Annotated in this window: 16 protein-coding genes; 12 read left to right on the top strand and 4 right to left on the bottom strand. The window is 29.0% G+C overall.

What is annotated here, in order from left to right:
• Positions 1-83 precede the first annotated feature (83 nt).
• The 3 genes from CNEONATNEC86_RS17305 to CNEONATNEC86_RS17295 all read right to left on the bottom strand — a co-directional run bounded on the left by CNEONATNEC86_RS17305 (position 84) and on the right by CNEONATNEC86_RS17295 (position 2,078).
• Positions 84-884 (bottom strand): metal ABC transporter permease, encoded by an 801-nt coding sequence (locus tag CNEONATNEC86_RS17305; protein WP_058296408.1) that lies wholly within the window; start codon positions 882-884, stop codon positions 84-86.
• 21 nt (positions 885-905) lie between these two features.
• The gene (locus tag CNEONATNEC86_RS17300) at positions 906-1,577 is read right to left on the bottom strand and encodes a metal ABC transporter ATP-binding protein (protein ID WP_159136477.1); all 672 of its coding nucleotides are present in this window, start codon (positions 1,575-1,577) and stop codon (positions 906-908) included.
• Positions 1,578-1,661: 84 nt separating this feature from the next.
• Entirely contained in the window at positions 1,662-2,078 is a 417-nt protein-coding gene (locus tag CNEONATNEC86_RS17295) for a hypothetical protein (protein WP_159136476.1), read from the bottom strand.
• 302 nt (positions 2,079-2,380) lie between these two features.
• Between CNEONATNEC86_RS17295 and CNEONATNEC86_RS17290 the strand changes: the two genes are divergently transcribed.
• The 10 genes from CNEONATNEC86_RS17290 (at position 2,381) to recJ (ending at position 18,119) form a co-directional block, all read left to right on the top strand.
• Positions 2,381-2,779 (top strand): DUF6762 family protein, encoded by a 399-nt coding sequence (locus tag CNEONATNEC86_RS17290; RefSeq protein WP_058296405.1) that lies wholly within the window; start codon positions 2,381-2,383, stop codon positions 2,777-2,779.
• Between the two features lie 170 nt (positions 2,780-2,949).
• Complete coding sequence (gene pepF / locus CNEONATNEC86_RS17285) at positions 2,950-4,740, top strand: oligoendopeptidase F (RefSeq protein ID WP_159136475.1); 1,791 nt, start codon at positions 2,950-2,952, stop codon at positions 4,738-4,740.
• 401 nt (positions 4,741-5,141) lie between these two features.
• Positions 5,142-6,131 (top strand): rhomboid family intramembrane serine protease, encoded by a 990-nt coding sequence (locus tag CNEONATNEC86_RS17280; protein WP_159136474.1) that lies wholly within the window; start codon positions 5,142-5,144, stop codon positions 6,129-6,131.
• Positions 6,131-6,745: a DUF2238 domain-containing protein gene (locus CNEONATNEC86_RS17275; protein WP_125147460.1), complete on the top strand. Its 615-nt coding sequence runs from the start codon at positions 6,131-6,133 to the stop codon at positions 6,743-6,745. Before CNEONATNEC86_RS17280 ends, CNEONATNEC86_RS17275 begins: the two co-directional genes overlap by 1 nt.
• 174 nt (positions 6,746-6,919) lie before the next feature.
• On the top strand, positions 6,920-8,266 hold the full coding sequence (gdhA, locus tag CNEONATNEC86_RS17270; RefSeq protein ID WP_159136473.1) for an NADP-specific glutamate dehydrogenase: 1,347 nt from the start codon (positions 6,920-6,922) through the stop codon (positions 8,264-8,266).
• A 360-nt stretch (positions 8,267-8,626) separates the two neighbouring features.
• Positions 8,627-10,021, top strand: a complete 1,395-nt coding sequence (locus CNEONATNEC86_RS17265; protein ID WP_125147459.1) for a glycosyltransferase family 2 protein — start codon at positions 8,627-8,629, stop codon at positions 10,019-10,021.
• A gap of 403 nt (positions 10,022-10,424) precedes the next feature.
• Positions 10,425-12,374 (top strand): DNA gyrase/topoisomerase IV subunit B, encoded by a 1,950-nt coding sequence (locus CNEONATNEC86_RS17260; protein ID WP_159116781.1) that lies wholly within the window; start codon positions 10,425-10,427, stop codon positions 12,372-12,374.
• A gap of 139 nt (positions 12,375-12,513) precedes the next feature.
• On the top strand, positions 12,514-15,405 hold the full coding sequence (locus CNEONATNEC86_RS17255; RefSeq protein ID WP_159136472.1) for a DNA topoisomerase IV subunit A: 2,892 nt from the start codon (positions 12,514-12,516) through the stop codon (positions 15,403-15,405).
• Positions 15,406-15,692: 287 nt separating this feature from the next.
• Positions 15,693-16,250: a DJ-1 family glyoxalase III gene (locus tag CNEONATNEC86_RS17250; protein ID WP_159136471.1), complete on the top strand. Its 558-nt coding sequence runs from the start codon at positions 15,693-15,695 to the stop codon at positions 16,248-16,250.
• Between the two features lie 102 nt (positions 16,251-16,352).
• A complete protein-coding gene (gene recJ, locus CNEONATNEC86_RS17245; RefSeq protein ID WP_159136470.1) occupies positions 16,353-18,119 on the top strand; it encodes a single-stranded-DNA-specific exonuclease RecJ in 1,767 nt (588 codons plus the stop codon).
• A 672-nt stretch (positions 18,120-18,791) separates the two neighbouring features.
• Here recJ and CNEONATNEC86_RS17240 read toward each other — a convergent pair.
• A complete protein-coding gene (locus tag CNEONATNEC86_RS17240) occupies positions 18,792-18,983 on the bottom strand; it encodes an alpha/beta-type small acid-soluble spore protein (RefSeq protein ID WP_058296396.1) in 192 nt (63 codons plus the stop codon).
• A gap of 114 nt (positions 18,984-19,097) precedes the next feature.
• On the opposite strand from CNEONATNEC86_RS17240, the gene CNEONATNEC86_RS17235 reads away from it, so the two are divergent.
• Entirely contained in the window at positions 19,098-20,171 is a 1,074-nt protein-coding gene (locus tag CNEONATNEC86_RS17235) for an undecaprenyldiphospho-muramoylpentapeptide beta-N-acetylglucosaminyltransferase (protein WP_159136469.1), read from the top strand.
• A 428-nt stretch (positions 20,172-20,599) separates the two neighbouring features.
• The gene (nifJ, locus tag CNEONATNEC86_RS17230) at positions 20,600-24,106 is read left to right on the top strand and encodes a pyruvate:ferredoxin (flavodoxin) oxidoreductase (protein WP_159136468.1); all 3,507 of its coding nucleotides are present in this window, start codon (positions 20,600-20,602) and stop codon (positions 24,104-24,106) included.
• Positions 24,107-24,179: the final 73 nt, after the last annotated feature.

The following is a 24,179-nucleotide window of genomic DNA, read 5'->3' as shown; positions in this document are numbered from 1 at the left end:
AAAATCTGAAAAAATATTATAGAAATTCTGTAAGAATTTCTTCCTTCATTGATCATTGATAAATGAAAATTGATAATTATTTTTTATTGTTCATATGCAAAAATTCTTTTATAAACTAATGTAAAAATAAGTATTATTACTGAAGTGAGTGCAATTGTTCCACCTGGAGCACTATTTAAATAATAAGATAGTATAAGTCCAAGCATTACATCTATGATTCCAAATAATATAGATAAAATTAAAGTTTTGTTAAATCCTTTTTTTAGCTGCATAGCAGTTGCTACTGGAACTACTATTATTGATGAAACAACTAGGATTCCCATTATTCGTATAGATAAAGAAATAGTAGCACCAACAATTAAAGTAAATAAATAATTTACTAGCTTAACATTTATTCCAGCTATTTTTGCACCATTTTCATCAAAAGTAACATAAATTAATTTATTATAAAGTATAATTAGAAGACCTAAACAAATCAATCCACATATACCAATTAGAAAAATATCAGAGCGAGTTACTGTAAGTATACTTCCAAACAAAAAGGAATCTACTTTAGCAGCTGCTTTTCCACTACTGATTAGTATAATTGCAATACCCAAGCTCAAGGTTAAGACAATTGACATGACAAGTTCAGCATATTTTTTATAATAATTTCTTAAAGATTCTATAATTATGGCACAAATACTTGTAAATAGAAATGCTGTTAAAAGAGGGTTTACTCCAATAACTAATCCTATAGCAACACCAGCAAATGAAGAATGAGATAATGTATCGCCTATCATTGAATAGCGTCTTAGTACTATGAATAGTCCGATGAACGGACATAAAATTGAAACAATAAATCCTGCAATGAATGCATTTTGCATAAAAGTTAATCCAAACATAAATCTTACCTTTCTTATTTTCTAAACAATACCAGATAAAGGACCATCATCTTTTAAATGGTTTATAAAATTATTTGTAGTATATAAATTCATTTTCCCATTCTCTATTTTAAGAATGTGAGTTGAATACTTAATAGCTATTTTAGTATTATGTTCAACTGAAATAATAGTTTTACCTAAATCGTTATTTAGTTGCTTTAATAATGGATAGATTTCCTTCTGACTTTTTTCATCTACTCCAGTTGAAGGCTCATCTAATATTATTAAATCAGGATCACCGATAAGAGCTCTTGCTATAAAGACTCTTTGCTGTTGACCTCCTGATAGATTTCCAATAAGAGAATTTTTAAATTTATTCATATTAACTTGATTTAATGCAGAATCAATTATTTTATGATCTTTTATTCCTAAAGCTCTACTATGGGAAGTTAACAATTCCTTAACTGTTAATGGAAATTCAGAATTAAAATTATCCAATTTTTGAGGAACATACGAAATCCTTTTTGATGAGATTTCTATATTACCGGAATCTGGTTTTAATAAGTTTAATATAAGTTTTATTAATGTACTTTTACAGCTTCCATTTTCACCAAGAATAGATAGGTATACTCCACTTGGGATATTTAAGTTAATATATTTTAGCAATTCATTTCCTTTAACATATGAAAATGATAAATTATTTATATTAATCAATAGTTCTTCAACTCCTTAAGCATATGAATATATTATACACTTATATGCAAATGATTTGCAATAAATAAAAGATTATTTAAGGAACTAATATATGTGTTTTAAAACCCAAATATCATTTTCTTTCTGAAAATTAGCTATAATAGATATGGTTTTATGTGGGGCTTTCTTAGATAGTCCGGAAACCTTAACTATTTCAGTAGAACCTTTTGATTCAATTACTGAAATAGAGTTAACTCTAAATAATCTTTTATTGGAAGGAAATCCTTTTGTAAGATTATATTCAATAGAATACGATAAATCCTTACAATGTATATTTACATAGGTGTAATATGACGTTAAAAGTGATGTTAGTAAAATACAAATAATATATATTTTGTGACGGGATTTGTTTTTCATATTCAATGATTTTTTTGATACATGTTTTCTTTTATTATATGATTTTTGTTTATAATTCTCATCAGATTCAATAGTTTCAAGTTTTCTTACTGAATTAGTAACCATTTGTGCACCTCCAATAAAAATAATCACAGAAAAATATTACCATATTATTACAGTTGAATAAATAGCATCTTGGAAAGAATCGAGTGACTTTATATATTATTATTGCTAAAAATAAGACATATTACGTAACCTTGGAAATGTTAATTGTTGAATTGTATGTTTTTTGATATAATTTTTATTAACAAATCTCATTAAATTAATAAAATTTTGATTTATTTGTTTATATATAAAGGTATATTACTAATATATTTGTTTAAGAATAAGTAAAGGTATATACAATAAAATAATAGGATGGTGTAAGTATGGATTTTTCTAGTTTAGTTTTAATGGAAAAGGATAATGAAACAGGTTTTATAAAAAAAGAATTAGGAAGCTTTGAAGTAAGCGAAGGAGCTATATATGTTAAAAAATTATATATGCTAGATGATATTGTATATATGTATTTTGATACTAATAAGGATGTTGAAGAATGGGAATACTCTGCAATATATGATTTATTTAATGATGATATATTTGAAGAAAAAGGATATGAAATAGAGGAAGATTTAGATGAATATAATCCAACATATATAATAAAATTTAAATATGTAGATGATTATTCTTTAATCAAAGAAAAAATACAGGAATGTGTTTCGTTAATAGAAAGTGAAATGAATAATGTATTTGAATCTATAAAAGGTAAAGAAGAAGAATACTTATAGCAATGTACAATTCACAATTAAGGATGAAATCCCTACTGGATTTCTATATTTTATATTGCATGGATTTTACTAAAGTAAAATTTACCGCTAATTTTTAATTGTCAATTAAATTGTGAATTGTAAACTTGGGATTGTTAATTAAATTGTGAATTGAAGAAAGGGGTTTAATTATGAGTGAATTAAAAAAAAGAGAAGAAATTGATGATAAATATAAATGGAAAATTGATAAAGTATATAAGAGCATAGAGGATTTTGAAAAAGATTTTGAAGAAGTAAAAAAAGAAGCTGTAAAGCTTCAAGACTATTCAGGAAAATTAACTAATGGTGAAACCATACTAGAATACTTAAAGTTAAATGAAAAAGTATCAAGAAAAGTTGAAAATTTATTTATATATGCCCATTTAAAAAGTGATGAGGATACATCTAATGCAACATATCAAGCTTTAATGAGTAAGATAGACATATATATGGCAGAATTCTCAAGCTATACTGCATTTTTCGTTCCAGAAATTTTAGCTTTAGATGATAAGTTTATTATGGATGAAATAGATAGAATTGAAGAGATGCATCAATATAAATTCTTGTTTGAAGATATATTAAAGGAAAAGCCACATATATTATCAAAAGAAATGGAGGAACTTTTAGCTTCAGCTTCAGACTGCTTGGATGCTCCTTCAGCAATTCATAATATGCTTACAAATGCAGATATGACTTTTGGAAAGATAAAAGATGAAGAAGGAAATGAAGTAGAACTTACAGAAGGAAACTATTCTTCATTTATAAGAAGCAAAGATAGAAATGTAAGAAAAGCTGCATTTGAAAAGCTGTTTAGTGAATATGAAAAATTTAAAAATACATTGGCTACATCTTTAACAGCTTCAATAAAAACCTTTAATTTTAATAGTAAAGTTAGAAAATATGAAAGCGCATTAGAAGCATCATTACAGCCTAATAATATACCATTAGATGTATATAAAAATGCTGTGAAAGTAATGAATGATAATGTATCTTCACTTCATAGATATGTAAAAATAAAAAAAGAATTATTGAATTTAGATGAAATTCATATGTATGATTTATATGTACCAATAATAGAAACTCAAAAAGAAAAAGTTGAATTTAATGATGGAGTAAAAATTGTACTTGAAGCATTAAAGCCATTAGGAGAAGAATATTTAGATATATTTAAAGGCGGTATCAATGATGGCTGGATAGATATATATGAAAATAAAGGAAAAAGAGGCGGAGCATATTCATGGGGTGGATATGATACTATGCCATATGTATTATTAAATTACAATAATGAATTAGAAGATGTATCTACTTTGGCACATGAAATGGGGCATTCAATTCATTCATATTATTCAAGAAAAGAACAGCCATATCATTATGCAGGATATACACTATTCTGTGCAGAAGTTGCTTCAACTACTAATGAAAAACTGCTTATTCATCATTTAATAGAAAAAGAAAATGATGAAAAGAAAAAACTTTCATTAATTAATACTGAATTAGAACAAATAAGAACAACTGTATTTAGGCAATTAATGTTTGCAGAATTTGAACTTTATACACATGAAAGCTTAGAAAAAGGAATTCCACTAACAAGTGAAGATTATAGTAAAGCATGGCATGAATTAAATGTTAAATATTTTGGACCAGAAATGATTGTTGATGAGAATATAGATATAGAATGGGCAAGAATACCTCATTTCTATTCAGATTTCTATGTTTATCAATATGCAACAGGATATGCCGCTGCATCTGCATTTGCAAATGCTATCTTAGAAGGAAAAGTAAATGCAGTTGAAAAGTATAAAGGATTCTTAAAATCAGGAGGCAGTGACTATCCAATAGAAATTTTAAAGAAGGCTGGGGTAGATATGACAACAAAGGAACCCTTAGAAGCAACAATAAAGAGATTTAATGAACTATTAGATATGATAGAGAAAGTAAAATAGTAAATTAGATCTTTGATATTACAACAATACATGAAGTCTGGTGAGAAGTGAAATATTAACACTATGTTCATAATATAAATGATACAATATACAATAAGTACTTACACATTGTATATTGTATTTTTTATTCTTTATGAAATTATATTTCTGTGCCATATGTGGACGATGTACCACTTGATGGTATAATTTTTATAGAAGTATGGGAATAACTAAAAAATAAATTGTATGCGTCTGGCCTTTTATTCGGCAAGATCAGAAAAACCAGAATGCGCTGAAAAAATCAACGGTTAAATGATTAATTTAATTAAGGTTATTTTATTCTATTGGATTTTAATTTTATAGAGAGTGACATCATAGTCGCCTTGGCGATTTTTTATTCTTAAACTTATATGGAGGAAAAGATGAAAAGCATTAGTTTTAATGATATGTTTTTTAGAACATTGATAGATAAGCATGGATTTTATATGAAACAATATAAAAGTAATTTTCATAATGTAGATAAATTTGTAGCAATGAAAGAAGTGGAAGGTGGAACATACTGTGTATTAATAACAGATGATGTAGATGAAAATATTGATGTCAGCGAGGCAATTGAGTTTCTTAATACTATAGGAAAAAAATTCTCTCTGAATGTTTTGATATTATCAACAGAAAATTATATATCTAATAGTTTGTATCATTTTAATAAACTTATTATAAATAGAAATGATAATAAAGTTATATTTTGTGATGAATCATGCTTGTCACTTCAGAATATATTTAATAGTATTGTTAAAAATAAGAAAGAAGATAGATTTGTATTAAAAGAGCAATTACCAACCATTATTTTGATTTTAATTAATACTGTGATATTTTTAATAACAGCATTTTTTTCTAGAAGTATTGTAGATATAAATACATATGTTTTATTAGTATTTGGTGCAAAATTTGGACCATTTATATCAGAGGGAGAATATTATAGGTTATTTACTTGTGCATTTTTACATGGAGGATTAATTCATTTATTATGCAATATGTATTCACTATATATTTTAGGACCACAAATAAATGCAGTGTATGGAACATATAAATATATATCTTTGTATATTATATGCTGCTTTACATCTAGTCTTATGAGTCTTATATGCGCACCAAATACAATATCAGTAGGTGCATCAGGAGCTATTTTTGGACTTATGGGAGCATTAATTGCTTTTGCATTTATAGAAAGAAAGCGAATAGATAAGAGGTTTATGTCTGGTTTGCTACAGGTACTTGTTTTAAATTTAATTATAGGAATGAGTATTAGGAATATAGATAATTATGGGCATATTGGAGGACTTTTAGGGGGGCTAATAGTTGGATATATTTTTTATGCAATGAGGCTAAGAAGTAAGAAAGGAAGAAAATAATGCAAAAGAATATTATAAGTAAGAAATCTGATTTAATAACAGGTGCATTCTTATTAATTTTAATAGTAACTTTAGGCTGTGACTATTTACTATATAGTAGAGAAAAAACATATAGAATAATTTTAACAATAAGTACTGTGTTAATCATTTGGTTTCTTTTTAGTAAGACTTTTATTAAAAAATCAAAATTTACTTATTATTGTATACTTACATTTGTTTTTTGCTCAATGTATGTTGGGAATATATTAAATATATATAGAGTTATACCATTTTATGATAAAGTTTTGCATTTTATATCAGGAATATTAATAGGTTTTATTGGATTCATTATATTTATGAACTTTAATAAAGAGAACATGAAGAATATTAATAAAGTTTTTCTTTTAATGTTTGTAATGAGTTTTTCAATTGCATTAGCTGGTGTATGGGAAATATGGGAATTTACTACTGATCAGTCATTTGGATTTAATTCCCAAAATGCAAGCTTAATAGATACTATGCTAGACATTATTTGTGGAACAATAGGTGGAATAATATCACTAGTACCAGTTATATTTTATTTTAGAAATAAAAAGAGTAAATTTATAGAATTAATTTTAAGAGATATATATTAGCAATAAGACTTAATATTATTAAAAACATATATGGTAAAAGCAAAAAAACATATTAATGAAATAGAAAAATATAAACTATATATATAAAAAAATGAAAAAAATCTTTCAAATTACTTGTTAATATTGTATTATTTAAGAGTAAGAGTTAAATATAAGCAATAAGGAGAGATAAAAATGAACGGCAAAGAATATGTTTCTAATGTTCTGGAAAAAGTTAAGAAAACTAATAGTGGAGAAAAAGAATTCTTAGATGCTGTTACAGAAGTTTTAAATTCATTAATACCAGTTTTTGATAAGCATCCAGAATTCATAGAAGGTGGGCTATTAGAAAGAATAGTCGAACCAGAGAGACAATTAATGTTTAGAGTACCTTGGGTTGATGATAATGGTAAGGTTCAAGTAAATAGAGGATTTAGAGTACAATTTAATAGTGCTATAGGACCTTATAAAGGTGGATTAAGATTTCATCCATCAGTAAACTTAAGTATAGTTAAGTTCTTAGGATTTGAACAAATATTTAAGAACTCATTAACAGGACTTCCAATCGGTGGAGGAAAAGGCGGATCAGATTTTGATCCTAAGGGAAAATCAGATAATGAAATAATGAGATTCTGCCAAAGCTTTATGTCAGAATTGTATAAATACATTGGTGGAAATATGGACGTTCCAGCAGGAGATATAGGTGTCGGAGGAAGAGAAATCGGATACCTTTATGGCTACTACAAAAAATTAAGATCTTTAAGTGACCAAGCTGTATTAACTGGTAAAGGTCTAACTTTTGGAGGAAGCTTAACAAGAACTGAAGCAACAGGATATGGATTAGTTTATTTTACAGAAGAAATGTTAAATGATAATGGGTCATCATTTAAGGATAAAACTGTAGTAATATCAGGATCAGGGAATGTTGCAATATATGCTACACAAAAAGCACAAGAATTAGGCGCAAATGTAGTAGCATTATGTGATTCAAATGGTTATATTTATGACAAAGATGGAATCAAATTACATATTGTAAAAGAAATAAAGGAAGTTAGAAGAGGAAGAATAAAAGAATATGTTGATGCAGTTCCATCAGCTGAGTATCATGAAGGGTGCAAAGGAATTTGGACTATTAAATGTGACATAGCTCTTCCATGTGCAACACAAGGTGAAATTGATAAGGAATCAGCAGAAATTTTAGTTAACAATGGAGTTAAGGTTGTTTCAGAAGGAGCTAACATGCCTTCAACATTAGAAGCAATTGAAGTATTCCAAAATAATAATGTATTCTTTGGACCAGCTAAAGCTGCTAATGCAGGTGGTGTTGCTTGTTCAGCACTTGAAATGTCTCAAAATAGCATGAGATTATCTTGGACTTTTGAAGAAGTTGATGAAAAATTACATGAAATTATGAAAAATATATATCATAATTCTAAGAACGCAGCTAAAGAATATGGCATTGAAGGTAATATATTAGCAGGTGCCAATATTTCAGGATTCATGAAAGTTGCGACTGCTATGATGGCACAAGGAATAGTTTAGTAATTTAGATTATATAATTTTAAATTAATAAGATATATTGAGATGGTATATTATTAAAGATCGATTTTTTATGAATTGATGATAATTATATACCATCTCTATTTATATAAACTATATTTTTATTATTAACAGGTTATAATATTTTTACAAATTGCAAAATATATTAACTATAAGGCATTCATATTTATATATGAAAGAGGATAATAGTAAATAGCATTAGATTAAAAAAATTTGGAAAATATTAATTTTATCTTAAGAATTACATGTTGATTTTTTCAAGCTATTGAAATATTATTAATAAGGGAGTATAGATTTATAAAATAATAGGCAATTTTTGCTTAAAATTTAGGAGTGAAATACATGGGAAAATATATTTTCACAATAACAACATTTTTTCAACTTTTTGTATTTGGTTTAACTTGCTATTATTTAATTTTAGGTTTGTTTGGATTTTTTAGAAACAAAGAAAAGAAAAATTATGATCCTAAAAATAAGTTTGCATTAATAATTGCAGCACATAATGAAGAAGTTGTTATTGGTAATTTAATTGAAAGTATGTTAAAACTCGATTATCCGAAAGAAATGTATGATATCTTTGTTATTGCAGATAATTGTACTGATAATACGGCTAAGATAGCTAGAGGATATAATGTAAATGTATGTGAGCGAAATGTAAGTGACAAAAGAGGTAAGGGTTATGCACTAGAATGGATGTTTGATAAATTATTTAAAATGGAAGAGCAATATGATGCTATTGCTATTTTTGATGCAGATAATCTAGTACATAAAAATTTCCTTAAAGAAATAAATTCAAAAATGTTACAAGGATATAAAGTTGTACAAGGATATATTGATAGCAAAAATCCAAATGATTCATGGATTGCTGCTGCATATTCAATAGCATTCTGGACACAAAATAGAATGTTCCAATTAGCAAGAGCTAATGTTGGTTTTTCAAATCAAATAGGTGGTACTGGATTTGCAATTGAAACAGATACATTAAGAGAGCTAGGATGGGGCGCTACATGTTTAACTGAAGATTTAGAGTTTACATGTAAGCTTGTGCTAAATGGTGAAAAAGTAGGTTGGGCCCATGATGCAATAATATACGATGAAAAACCATTAAAACTAGCTCAGTCATGGAGTCAAAGAAAAAGATGGATGCAAGGTTTTACGGATGTAGCTTCAAGATATTTCTTTAAACTACTTAAGAAATCTATTGTTGAAAGAAAATTCTACATGTTTGATTGTGCATTATATGTATTACAACCTTTTATAACATTATTACTTGGTGTTTCTGCACTTCTCACAATATTACAGGCAAATACTAAAGGATTAAATATCTTTATAATGAGTTATTTATTTAGTGATATTGGATGGAAAGCATTTGCAGCAGTACAATTCTTATTAACACCATTAGTTTTAGCCTTTGATAAAAAGGTTTCAAAAGGATTTTTAGCAATGATGTTTTTATACTCAACAAATGTGTTTATAGTACCATATCTTTCAAAGACAATTGGCGATATTCATCTTTTATTTATTGGTGGAATCGCGCTATTGTATAATTTAGCATTTTTAATACTTACATGGGTATTCTTAGGAAAGAAGAATTTAATATTATTCTTTAGATTTTTATTATATGGATTATATACATTGACTTGGATACCAATAACTATTCAAGGTATACTAAATAAAAATAATAAAGAATGGAGCCATACAAAGCATGTTAGAAAGATAGAAATATGCGATGTTTAGTTCAGAAGATGCGGGCAGTTTGAATGAGCTGCCTGCTTTCTTTTTTGTCTATAAATAATTATATGAATTATTTATAGAAATGAAGAGAAAATTAAGCTTATATAGAACTTATTTTATAAATTGAAGTTTGATATATACTATCGATAAAATATAGTATTGATAATAAATATACTAATATAAATTGACAATCGATAAGTAATAGTGCTATCTTTGTAAAAGTGAAAGGCTATACTTTTTAGAATACGAACTTCTAAATAAATTTGTGTAATATTTAATTATAAAGATATTTTTATCATTTAACTCTTTTAGATATGTGAATTGTAGGTTAGAATATATTAGGTAAATATTACAAGTAATATGAAGAAAGTTGATTGAATTGTTGAGTATATAGTGGAGGAGTATTATGGAATTAAAAAAGATGGATTCATATGATGTAACAGATTTAAGATCTCTTGAAAAATTAGAGCCAGTTAGAGTAAGACCAGGAATGTATATAGGTTCAACTGGAAATAAAGGGCTGCATCATTGTATTTGGGAAATAATTGATAACTCCATAGATGAAATATCAAATGGATTTGGAGATAAAGTTACAATAACTATAAATGAAGACAAAAGTATAACGATTTTAGATAATGGTAGAGGAATACCAACAGGAATTCATCCTACTAAGAAAAAATCAGGTGTAGAAATGGTTTTTACAGAATTACATACTGGTGGAAAGTTTGATAATAAAAATTATAAAACTTCTGGTGGGCTTCATGGTGTAGGGGCTGCAGTTGTAAACGCATTATCTAAATTCCTTGAAGTTGAAGTTTATCAAAATGGAAAAGTATATAGACAAAGATTTGAGTATGCATATGATAAAGAATTAAAGAGAGATATGCCAGGAACACCTGTAACTGATCTTGAGATTGTTGGAAAGAGTATAAAGACTGGAACAAAGGTAACATTCAAACCTGATAATGAGATTTTTTCTACTACTGATTTTAAATTTGACATAATAGATGAAAGGTTACAAGAGCTTGCATTTCAAAATAAAGGAATAAGATTAGAACTTATAGATAAAAGAAAAGGACATGAAAATAGTAAGGAATATTATTCGGAAAATGGTCTTTTAGATTTTATTAATTATCTAAATGAAAGTAAAACGCCAATACACGAAAAACCTATTATTTTTGATGGTGAAAGATTAGTAAATAATATTCAGATGTATGGCGAGGTGTGTATGCAATTTACAGACTCTACGACAGAATACATAGCAAGCTATGTGAATAATATTCCAACTACGGAAGCAGGAACTCATGAAACTGGGTTTAAAACTGGAATGACAAGAGCGTTTAAAGAGTGGGCAAAAAAATTAGGTTTAGTTAAGGAAAAAGATAAAGAATTTGAAGGTGATGACTTAAGAGAGGGAATGACTGCTATAGTTAGAATAAAAATAACTAATCCGGTTTTTGAAGGACAAACAAAGACAAAGCTTGGAAATAATGAAGCTTATACAATGATGAATGATTTAGTTTATACTAAATTTGGTGAATGGATAGAAGATAACAAGCCATTAGCTACAACAATAATAAATAATGCATTGGAAGCTGCAAAGAGAAGAGACAAAATTAAGAAAATAAATGAAGCTGAAAAGAAGAAAATAGGAAAAGGAACAGCACCTCTTGCTGGAAAAGTAGCTGTGTGCACATTAAAAGATAGAAATGTAAATGAATTTATAGTTGTTGAGGGTGATTCTGCAGGTGGATCAGCTAAGCAAGCTAGAGATAGAAGATTTCAAACAATAATGCCTTCAAAAGGTAAAATAATGAATACTGAAAAGCAAAAGCTTGAAAATGTATTAGCATCTGAAGAATTAAAAATCTTTAATACTGCTGTTGGAACAGGAACATTAGATAACTATAAAGAAGAAGATTTGAAATATGATAAAATAATAATTATGAGTGATGCTGACGTTGATGGGTACCATATAAGAACTTTATGGATGACATACATATACAGATATATGAGGCCATTAATTACAAATGGACATTTATATTTGGCACAACCACCATTATATAAGGTATATAAAGAAGGCAAAGGAAAATCAATCGTTAAATATGCTTATAGTGATGATCAGCTTGAAGAGGTAAAAAAAGAAGTTGGAAAAGGTGCATTAATCCAAAGATACAAAGGACTTGGAGAAATGAATCCTGATCAGTTATGGGAAACTACACTTAATCCAGAAACTAGAACTCTTCTTCAAGTTAATATAGAAGATGCGGCGAAAGCTGAAAAAATGGTTTCACTTCTTATGGGTGACATTGTTGAGCCAAGAAAAAATTATATGTATAAATATGGAGAATTTTAGGCAATTCATAATTCAAAATGCTCAATTCACAATTAATGATGAAAAACTTTTAGTTTTTCTAAAATATATTCTTAAGAAATCCCCTTTAGGGGATTTCAACATTAAATTGTGAACTGTGAACTGTAGAAAGGTTGATTTTATGGCAAAAAAAAAAGATACACTTATTCCAAAAGATAAAAATATAGTAGGCGTGCCTTTAGAAGATGCAATGCCTGAAAACTATTTACCATATGCTATTGAAGTAGCTAAAGATAGAGCGCTTCCAGATGTAAGAGATGGATTAAAGCCTGTACATAGAAGAATACTATATGGGGCGTATATGCTTAAAGCATTTCCTGATAGACCATATTATAAATCGGCGAGAATAGTTGGTGATATATTAGGTAAATACCATCCACATGGTGATACGTCTGTATATGAAGCCATGGTAATTCTAGCACAGGAGTTTTCAACTAGAAAACCTCTGATAGAAGGCCATGGTAACTGGGGATCAATAGATGGTGATGGTGCAGCAGCTATGAGGTATACAGAAGCAAGACTTTCACCTATCGCTCTGGAAATGCTTAGAGATATAGATAAAGAAACAGTAGAAATGATTCCTAACTATTCTGATAGTGAAATGGAACCTAAGGTATTGCCAAGCAGATATCCTAATCTTTTGGTCAATGGTGCTTTTGGTATAGCGGTTGGTCTGGCAACTAATATTCCGCCACATAATTTAACTGAAGTAACCAATGGGGTTCTTGCTTATATTGATAACAATGAAATATCAACAAAAGAACTTATGGAGTATATAAAAGGACCTGATTTACCTACAGGTGGAATATTAATAGGTGAAAAATCATTGCTATCAGCGTATGAGACAGGTGAAGGAAAGGTTGCTTATAGAGCGAAAACATCTATAGAAAAGCTTGAGAATGGTAGACTTGGTATTGTAATAACTGAATTTCCGTATAGAAGGAATAAAGCAAAATTACTTCAAACTATTTCTGAAATGACTGGAGACAAAAAACATTCTAAAGCCTTAGAGTCAATTACAGATATTAGAGATGAATCTGATAGAAATGGAATAAGAGCAGTAATAGAATTTAAAAAGAGTACTGATGAAACTACTGCTGATAAAGTTCTTAAATATTTATTCAAGAAGACTGATCTTCAATGTAACATAAGCTTTAATATGGTTGCACTTGCAAATGGTAAGCCAGAAACTATGGGACTAAAAGCAATCATAAAATATTATGTTGAACACCAAAAAGAAATAGTAACGAAAAGGACAATAAAGGAATTAGAGGCGGCTAAAAAAAGATATCATATAGTTGAAGGCTTCATAAAGGCTATAAATATATTAGATGAGGTAATAGCAACAATTAGATCATCAAAATCTAAAAAGGATGCTTCAGATAATTTAATAAGTAAGTATGGTTTTACAGAAATACAAGCACAAGCCATACTAGAACTTATGCTATACAGATTAACTGGACTTGAAATCACTGCGTTTGAAAAAGAATATGCTCAGCTAGAACAACTTATTAAGAAATTAGAAAAGATTCTTGCAAGTGAAAAAGAATTATTAAAGGTTATAAAAAAAGAGCTTAAGGAAGTTACTGATAAATATGGTGATGAAAGAAGAACTCAAATAATTCATGATGACACAGTAAGTAAAATAGATTTAGAAGAATTGATAGTAATAGAAGATGTAATGGTGACTGTATCTAATGATGGATTTATAAAAAGATTACCTCTTAAGAACTACAATAGATCAAATTCTAATCCTGAGGATATAGAATATAGGGAAGGAGACTCATTAAAATATTTAATAAGCGCCAATACAAAAGATACATTAATGATATTTACTAATAAAGGATTTATGTATCAAACAAAAGGAATAAACATTCCAGAAATGAAGTGGAAAGAAAAAGGCGAACGATTAGATAGAATTATAAAAACCCTAAATCTTGAAGAGGAAAAAATAGTCGGCATAATTTCTTTAGATAATTTAAATCCTGATAAGGCATTTAAATTTATGACAAGTAGAGGTGGAATTAAAATAACTTCATTAGAAAAATTTAAAACATCTTATACTAAGCTTCAAGCTTTAAAACTTAAAGAATATGATGAGTTAATAAGCGTTAATCTTAAAGAACTTAAGGATGAAGAAAAGAATTTAAAAATCAAAACAAAACTAGGATTAGAATTTACACTTGAAGTTCCTGAGATTGAAGAAGCCGGAAGAAATATTTTGCCTGTTCAGTTATTTAATTTATCAGATCATGATCAAGTCATAAATGTCGAAGAAGTAGAGGGGATTGATTACTTTGAATTAAATATAGGAATTAATGAAAAAGGCAAATTAAAAGCATATAAAACAGTTAAAGAAGATCTTTTAAAAGTAAAAACTAATTCTTTAAGTGAACTAATGATATTTACTAATATAGGTAACGTATATAAAATACCTGTATTTTTAATGAAGAAACTTATGGAAGAAGAAGTTTCAGTAGAAACGTTTGTAGGAGCATTAGATAAAAAAGAAAAAGTTGTTACGTTAATGTCGGTTAATTCTTATGAAGAAGATACTGTTGTATATCTATTTAGTAAAAAGGGCATGGTAAAGAAAACATTACTAAAAGAGTTTGAAGGCGATGTATTAAAGCAGGCATGTTATAAGTTTAAGTTTGAAGATGATGAGGTTGTGGCTGCAGATATAAATAAGATTAAGTTAGGTTACTTAGTTATGATAACCAAAAAAGGAATGGCAATAAGATTTCCAGTAGAAAATGTTAATCCAATGGGTAAGATAGCTTCAGGAGTTACAGGTATAAGTCTAAGAGAAGATGATGAAGTTATATTTGGAAAATTCACTAGTGATTATGTAGAAGCAGGTGGAAACACTATTGTATTAACAACAAATTCTAAGCAAAAAGAAAATATTAATATAAAAGATATAAAGCTACAAAACAGGGCAGGTCGAGGAAATAACATGATAGTACTTGTACTGGGAGATGAAATAAAAAATATTAATATTGATAATTAAGGCATAATCAAAAAAATAGCAAGTCCATCTGTCAAGCCTATTTTCCACCATGCTGCGTCAGCAAATTGCTCTAATAGGCATGGCTATGAGATCAATTTACTTCCTTGCCTGATGAAAAATAATCATGACATTTTGAACTTGTTATTTTCTTAAATATGCCTAATATTATAAATTAAAATTGATAACTGTAATTATACAATGTATAATATAATAAAATGGTAGTGAATGAGGGTGTTCTAAGATAAAATAGAATATCCTCATTATTTGAATTTTAGGAGGGAATATATATGAAAACAGTATGTATATTATTAGCAGAAGGTTTTGAAGAAGTCGAAGCATTAACTGTATCAGATATAATGAGAAGAGCAAATGTAACTTGTGATTTGGTATCTATAGATAAAGAATATGTTACTTCATCACATGATGTAACTGTAAAAGCTGATAAAATATTCCATGAAAATATGGAATATGATTTAGTTGTTCTTCCAGGAGGAATGCCAGGAGCATCAAACTTAAGAGATGATGATAGAGTGATTAAATTTGTTAAGAAACAAAATAAAGAAGGAAAATTAATAGGGGCAATTTGTGCTGCTCCAATAGTTCTTGGAAAGGCAGGACTCACAGAAGATAGAGAAATTACATCTTATCCAGGATATGAAGACGAATTACCAAATTGTGAGTATTCTGAAGAGGCGGTTGTAGTGGATGGAAATATAATAACAAGCAGAGGTCCAGCTACAGCAATGACTTTTTCTTATAAATTATTAGAAGCCTTAGGATATGAAGATAAAGTTAATAGTATCGCTTCAGGAATGTTATATAAAATGTTTATAGATATTAAGTAATATAGAAAAAATGCATTGCTAAATCCCCGAAAGGGGATTTAGTTATGTGTTTTAATTTAAAATGTGAACTGATGCGTGTTTATAGAAAGGTGACAGTTTAGTATGAAGGAAAGATGGTTCATAAAGAATAGAAAAGCTGATTATAAGAGCATGTCTTTAAAATATGGAATTTCTGAGTTGATGAGCAAATTAATAATAAATAGAGACATATTTGAGGATGAAATTATAAAAAGTTATGTTACACCAGAATTTAACAAATTATATAATCCAAGAGAAATGAAAGACTTAGAACTAGCGGTAAATATATTAAAAGAAAAGATAATTACTAATAAAAAAATAAGAATTATCGGAGACTATGATGTTGATGGCGTTATTAGTGTCTATATGCTGTATACAGCACTAAAAAAATGTAATGCAAATGTTGATTATGAGATTCCAGATAGAATAAAAGATGGATATGGAATAAATGAGAAAATAATTAAGGAAGCAAAAGATGATGGTATAGATACAATTTTAACATGTGATAATGGAATTTCAGCAATAGATCAAATAAAATATGCTAAGGAATTAGGTTTAACTGTAATTGTTACTGACCATCATGACATACCTTTTGTTGAAGATGAAAATAATAAGAAAATATTTCTTCGATCAGATGCTGATGCAATATTAAATCCTAAACAAAAAGACTGCAATTATAAATTCAAGAGTCTTTGTGGTGCAGGTGTTGCATTTAAACTTATAGAAGTGCTATATGAAGAATTTAATATAGATAAAGAAGAATGCTATAAGCTAATAGAGTTTTTAGCAATAGCAACAGTTTGCGATGTTGTTGATTTAATTGATGAAAATAGAATTTTTGTTAAAAAAGGCTTAGAAAAAATAAATAATACGACTAACTTAGGATTAGGTGAGTTAATTAGAGAAAATGAAATACAAGATAAGACAATATCTGTATATCATCTAGGCTTTATAATAGGACCATGTATAAATGCATCAGGCAGATTAGATAATGCTAAAAAAGGATTAAGACTATTATTAGCAGATGAAGAAGATGAGGCAGTACACTTAGCTAAAGAATTAGTTAAATTAAATGCAGAAAGAAAAGATATGACAATGAAAGGCGTAGAAGATGCCATAGAAATCATAGAAGGAACTGAAATAATAAATGATAAAGTATTGGTAGTTTATTTGCCTCACATTCATGAAAGTCTAGCAGGAATAATTGCAGGAAGAATAAGAGAAAGATATAATGCACCAACACTGATTCTTACAAATGGTGAAGAATTTGCAAAAGGTTCTGGAAGATCAATTGAAGAATATAATATGTTTGAAAAACTTTTGGAATGTAAAGAGTTATTAGAAAAGTTTGGTGGTCATCCAATGGCAGCAGGTCTTTCTATCAAGGAAGAAAATATTGACAAACTTAGAGAAAAACTAAATGAAAATTCAATGTTAAAAGATGAGGATTTAATAAAAAAAATTAAGATAGATTGCGTATTGCCGTTAGATCAAATAAATTTAAGATTAATAGAAGATTTAGAGAAGCTTGAACCTTTTGGAAAAGGAAATGAGAAAGCTTTGTTTGGAATTAAAGATGTTAATGTTATTAAAGCACAGATATTGGGCAAAAATAGAAATGTATTAAAATTGAAGCTTAAAAGTAATAGTGATAAAATATTTGATGGAATATATTTTGGAGATATAGAAGAATTTGAACAAACGGTTTGTGATAAATACAATTCAGAAGAATTATCAAAATTATATGATGGAATTTTTAATGATGTAAAACTAGATTTTGTATTTTATCCAAATATAAATGAATATAATGGTAATGTTAGTATTCAAATTGTTATACAAAATTATAGATAAACATAGTAATATATCAAAGTTTGAAATAAAAAAGTTGCATAAATATTTTAGACATTGTAAAATTCCCAGAATTTAAGTGAGAGCCCAAATCTTGCATTTGGCTGCTTAAACTTACTCCTATGAACGAACGTGAATAGCGAGTTTCCTTTAAAAAAATTATTTGTATAAATATTTTAATAAAGATAAAATGCCCAGAATATAAGTGAGAACCCAAATTTTATATTTGGCTGATCGAACTTACTCCTATGAGCGAACGTGAATAGTGAGTTTCCTTTAAAAAATTTATTTGTATAAATATTTTAATAAAGATAAAATGCCCAGAATATAAGAATATAAGAATATAAGAATATAAGAATATAAGAATATAAGAATATAAATTCTTACGAATTTGCTTATTTTATGGGAGTTAGAAGAAATTCTTTTAGAGGAAGCACCTATGCATATACATTTTAAAGAAACATCTTCATTAGTAGATAAAGATTGGCTATACTGTAATACGAAGCTTGAATAAAAAGAGCGTATATGTTACCTAAACTTTTTAATTTATTACTAGTTTAGAGTTGAGTGATTAAATATTAAAACAAATGGAGAAAATAAAAAGATTAAGAATTTATAAAATTCTTAATCTTTCATCTTGGTAGTTAACTAATGATTAGTTTTAGAAATAGGATATTATAGTCCTTTTTCGTACTGTTCTACCATTCTTTTAACCATTTCTCCACCAACGCTACCGCATTGTTTAGAAGTTAAATTTCCATTGTAGTCTGTGAATTGAACACCCATTTCACCAGCTACTGTATTTTTAAAATTTGCTAAACCTTGTTTAGCTTCAGGAACTAAAGTTTGATTACTATTGTAACTCATTATCATCAACCTCCTTTGGTTTACAATCATATATTGTGTAAAAAAAGAAAAAATATATTATAAAATTAAAGGACATATAGGACAACTTTAACATTTTTAGAAAGGATGAGACTTTTGAATAAATATAAGATAATAATGACAGGCGGAGGAACGGCAGGACATGTAACTCCAAATTTAGCACTAGTACCCAAGTTAAAAGAAAAGAATTTTGAAATAAAATACATTGGAAGTTTAGATGGAATAGAAAAAAATATAATAGAAGAAAATAATATCCCGTATTATGGAATCAGTAGTGGGAAGTTAAGACGATACTTTGATTTTAAGAATTTTACTGATCCGTTTAAGGTTCTAAAAGGTGTATTTGATGCTACAAGAATATTGGCAAAAGAAAAGCCAGATATTGTATTTTCTAAAGGCGGATTTGTAGCTGTACCAGTTGTAATAGCAGCTCATCTGAAGAAAATACCTATAGTTGCACATGAGTCAGATATGACTCCAGGTCTTGCAAATAAATTGTCAGCTCCATTTTGTGATAAGCTTTGTGTAACCTTCAGAGAAAGTCTCAAATATATAAAAGACAATAAGGGGATTTTGACAGGAAGTCCAATAAGGGAAGAAATATTAAAGGGCGATAAAATAAAAGGGAAAAAAATATGTGGATTTAAAGATGAACGCGAAATTTTATTTATTATGGGTGGAAGTACAGGGTCAAAAGTTATTAATGATTTAATAAGAAATAACATAGATTCATTATTAAAAGACTATAATATAATTCATATTTGCGGAAAAGGAAATTTAGATTCGAATCTTGCAAATAAAATAGGATATAAACAATTTGAATATTTAAATGAAGAATTACCACATTTAATGGCATGTGCAGATTATATAATATCGAGAGCGGGTGCTAATTCTATTTTCGAATTTTTAACATTAAAAAAGCCAACTTTATTGATTCCTCTATCTAAAAAAGCCAGTAGAGGAGATCAGATTTTAAATGCTAAGTCATTTACAAAAGAAGGTTATTCACTAATGATAGAAGAAGAAGAATTAAATACTGAGAGCTTTATTAATAAAATAAAGGAACTTAAACATGAGAAAAATAATCTTATAAGAAACATGGAAAATAGTCAAATGAAAAGTGGAGTTGAGAATATAGTTAAAATTTTACTTCAAAGTATAAAAAGATAATTACTACAAGAAATATAATTATTATATAAATCAGACCATTTTATACAATCTAATCTTGAAAAAATTTTTATGTGAGATATAATAAGAGAGTAGGTTATTGTATTTTGTGTGTGCAAGTTAATTATTTAACAAAATAAAATAACAGACAATATTTATAATTTAAAATTATATTTTTATATATATAATTAAAAATGTTGGACTTTCAATGCTTTTAGTAGTTGTGTTCAAGAAGTATATAAAAGCATGGATTTGTGTTTTAGTATGTTTTTAGGAATGTAAACTAAAATTACATTCCTAAGTAATATAATTTTAGATTATAAAAAAAGTAAATTTAAAGTGTGTTTATTAGTTGGTCATTTTGTGACTTGCTTATAAAAATTTAAATTATTCTAATTTGAATTTTACCAAATGAAAGAGGGGTCAACGCGATGAGAAAAATGAAAACAATGGATGGTAATACTGCAGCAGCTCACGTTTCTTATGCATTTACAGAAGTTACTGCAATATACCCAATCACTCCATCATCACCAATGGCAGAACATGTTGATGAATGGGTAGCTCAAGGAAGAAAGAACATATTTGGACAACCTGTTAAGGTAATGGAAATGCAATCAGAAGCTGGAGCAGCTGGTGCAGTTCATGGATCTTTACAAGCTGGAGCATTAACAACAACTTATACTGCTTCACAAGGTTTATTATTGATGATACCAAACATGTATAAAATTGCTGGTGAAATGTTACCAGGAGTATTCCATGTATCAGCTAGAGCATTAGCTACATCTTCATTAAATATCTTTGGGGACCACCAAGATGTTATGGCAGCAAGACAAACTGGTTTTGCTATGCTTGCCGAAGGTTCAGTTCAAGAAGTAATGGATTTATCAGCTGTAGCTCATTTATCAGCTATTAAAGCAAGTATTCCATTTTGCAACTTCTTCGATGGATTTAGAACTTCTCATGAAATTCAAAAGATTGAAGTGCTTGAATATGATGAATTAGCAAAATTATTAGATTGGGATGCTGTTAAAGCTTTCAAAGCTAAAGCATTAAACCCAAATAACCCTGTAACAAGAGGAACTGCACAAAATGCAGATATATATTTCCAAGAAAGAGAATCAGTTAATAAATTCTACAATGAACTTCCAGAAGTTGTTGAAGGATACATGGCTGAAATCACTAAATTAACAGGAAGAGAATATCATTGCTTCGATTACTATGGTGCACCAGATGCAGACAAAGTTATTGTTGCTATGGGTTCAGTTACTGACGTTTGTGAAGAAACTGTAGATTACTTAAATGCAAACGGACAAAAAGTCGGTGTTGTTAAAGTAAGATTATTCAGACCGTTCTCAAATGAAAGATTATTAGCTGCTATTCCAAAGACTGTTAAGAAAATTGCAGTTTTAGATAGAACTAAAGAACCAGGTTCTGCTGGTGAACCATTATTCTTAGATGTAAGAAATGCATTCTACGGTAAAGCTGATGCTCCTGTAGTTGTTGGTGGTAGATTTGGTCTAGGTTCAAAGGATCCAAATCCAGGTCACATTGCAGCAGTATATGCTAACCTTGAAAAAGAAGAACCAAAGAACGGATTTACATTAGGAATAGTTGACGATGTTACAAATACTTCACTTGATGTAACTGAAGACATAGATGCTACACCAGAAGGAACTACAGCATGTAAGTTCTGGGGTCTTGGTTCAGACGGTACTGTTGGTGCTAACAAGAGTGCAATCAAAATCATTGGAGACCATACAGACATGTATGCTCAAGGATACTTCTTCTATGATTCTAAGAAATCAGGTGGTATCACAGTATCTCATTTAAGATTTGGTAAGAAAGAAATTAAGTCACCATATTTAATAAATAAAGCAGATTTCGTTTCTTGTTCTAATCAATCATATGTACACAAATATAATGTACTTGATGGATTAAAACCGGGTTCTACTTTCTTATTAAACACTATCTGGAATCAAGAAGATTTAGAAAGAGAATTACCTGCTTCATACAAGAGATTTATAGCTAACAACAATATTAAGTTCTATACTTTAAATGCTGTAGCTATTGCTCAAGAAATTGGCCTTGGTGGAAGAATTAACATGATTATGCAATCTGCATTCTTCAAGTTAGCTAACATTATTCCAATAGAAGACGCTATTAAGTATTTAAAAGATGCTGTTGTGACTTCTTATGGTAAGAAGGGTGAAAAAGTAGTTAACATGAACAACGCAGCAATTGATAAGGGTGTTGAATCAGTAGTTGAAGTTAAGGTTCCAGATTCATGGAAGAATGCTAAAGACGAAGAAGTGGCTCCAATTAAACATGCAACTAAATTTGTTAAAGAAGTAGTTATTCCAATGAACAGATTAGAAGGAGATAATCTTCCTGTTTCTACATTTGCTGGAATGGAAGATGGTACATTTGAAGCAGGTACTGCAGCTTTCGAAAAGAGAGGAATTGCAGTTAATGTTCCAGAATGGGATTCAGCTAAGTGTATTCAATGTAACCAATGTGCAATAGTATGTCCACATGCTGTTATTAGACCATTCTTACTTAATGAAGAAGAAAAAGCTGCAGCACCAGCTGACACTAAGATAGTTGATGCAAAAGCATTAAAGAGTGAAGAAAAGTTATATTATGCTATGGGTATAACACCACTTGATTGTACTGGTTGTGGAAACTGTGCTCAAATTTGTCCAGCGCCTGGAAAAGCATTAGTTATGAAACCACAAGCATCACAACATAATCAAATGGAACCATGGGATTACTTAATGCATGATGTTAAGCCTAAGAAGAACCCAATGAATAAGAATACAGTTAAGGGTAGCCAATTCGAACAACCATTACTTGAATTCTCAGGTGCATGTGCTGGTTGTGGAGAAACTCCATACGCTAAACTTATAACTCAATTATTTGGTGACAGAATGATGATTGCCAATGCAACAGGATGTTCATCAATTTGGGGAGGATCTGCTCCTTCAACTCCATATACTAAGAACAAAGACGGTCACGGACCAGCTTGGGCTAACTCATTATTCGAAGATAATGCTGAATATGGATTAGGTATGTTCCTTGGAGTTAAAGCTATAAGAGAAGAAATTGCTGAAAAAGCAAAAGCTGCTATAGAAGCAGGAGATCCAGCTAAGGCAGAACTTCAAGATTGGTTAGATAATATAGATGAAGGTGCTGGAACTAGAGATAGAGCTAATGCACTTGTAGCTGCACTTGAAAAATCAGGAACTGAAGCTGCTAAGTCTATATTAGAACAAAAAGAATACTTCGTTAAGAGATCTCAATGGATCTTCGGAGGAGACGGTTGGGCTTACGATATCGGATATGGCGGTGTTGACCACGTGCTTGCTTCAGGCGAAGACGTAAATATATTTGTATTTGATACAGAAGTTTACTCAAATACAGGTGGTCAATCTTCTAAATCTACACCAACTGCTGCAATAGCTAAATTCGCTGCATCTGGTAAGAAGACTAAGAAGAAAGATCTTGGTATGATGGCTATGACTTATGGTTATGTATATGTAGCACAAGTTAACATGGGTGCTGATAGAAATCAAGTACTTAAAGCTATAGCTGAAGCTGAAGCTTATAATGGTCCATCATTAATCATTGGTTATGCTCCATGTATAAACCACGGAATTAAGATTGGTATGTCTAACAGCCATGAAGAAGCTAGAAGAGCAACTGCTTGTGGATACTGGCAAATGTATAGATATAACCCAACATTAGTTGGAACTGATAAGAATCCATTTGTATTAGATTCTAAAGAACCAACAGAAGACTTCAAGTCATTCTTAATGGGAGAAGTTAGATATGCTTCACTTGCTAAAGCATTCCCAGAAGCTGCAGAAGCATTATTTGAAAAGACTCATGCTGATGCTATGGCTAGACTTGAAGGATATAAGAAATTAGCTGGTAAGTAATATTAAATAAAAATATAAATTTGCGCAAAAAATTTATATGTAAGCCTTTATCATGGAATTATTCTATGATAAA

It is taken from the genome of Clostridium neonatale, from assembly GCF_900465025.1.
Classification (GTDB): domain Bacteria; phylum Bacillota; class Clostridia; order Clostridiales; family Clostridiaceae; genus Clostridium; species Clostridium neonatale.
This window is presented reverse-complemented; position numbering and strand designations above follow the sequence as displayed.